Source organism: Lysinibacillus sp. RU7 (assembly GCF_057837305.1).
This window is the reverse complement of record NZ_JBYQFK010000357.1, coordinates 1-229: the sequence shown is the minus strand read 5'-3', so window position 1 is coordinate 229 and position 229 is coordinate 1. Positions and strand designations below refer to the sequence as shown.

1 protein-coding gene is annotated in these 229 nt (G+C 60.3%); it reads right to left on the bottom strand.

The features are described from left to right. Positions 1-37: 37 nt before the first annotated feature. Positions 38-229 (bottom strand): YhjD/YihY/BrkB family envelope integrity protein (locus tag AC3II9_RS22710; RefSeq protein ID WP_489159058.1); only part of this gene is annotated, 192 nt, incomplete at its 5' end.

The window sequence follows — 229 nt, the reverse complement described above, 5'->3', positions numbered from 1 at the left end:
CCCATGATGAGCCCCCGCTTGCCTGCCATCAATCCGTTCACGCCGTTACCGCTCCTGCCGGTTCACCATCTTCAATCGCCCTCTCTAGCGCCGGTTCGGGCGGTTCCGCCAGTGCCGCGTTCAAATGCGCGCCGAAAACCAGACCCAGACCGATCAAATAGAAGAACAACAGCATCACGACGACACCGGCCAGGCTGCCATAAGTCAGGTCGTAACCGCCCAGTTGCGA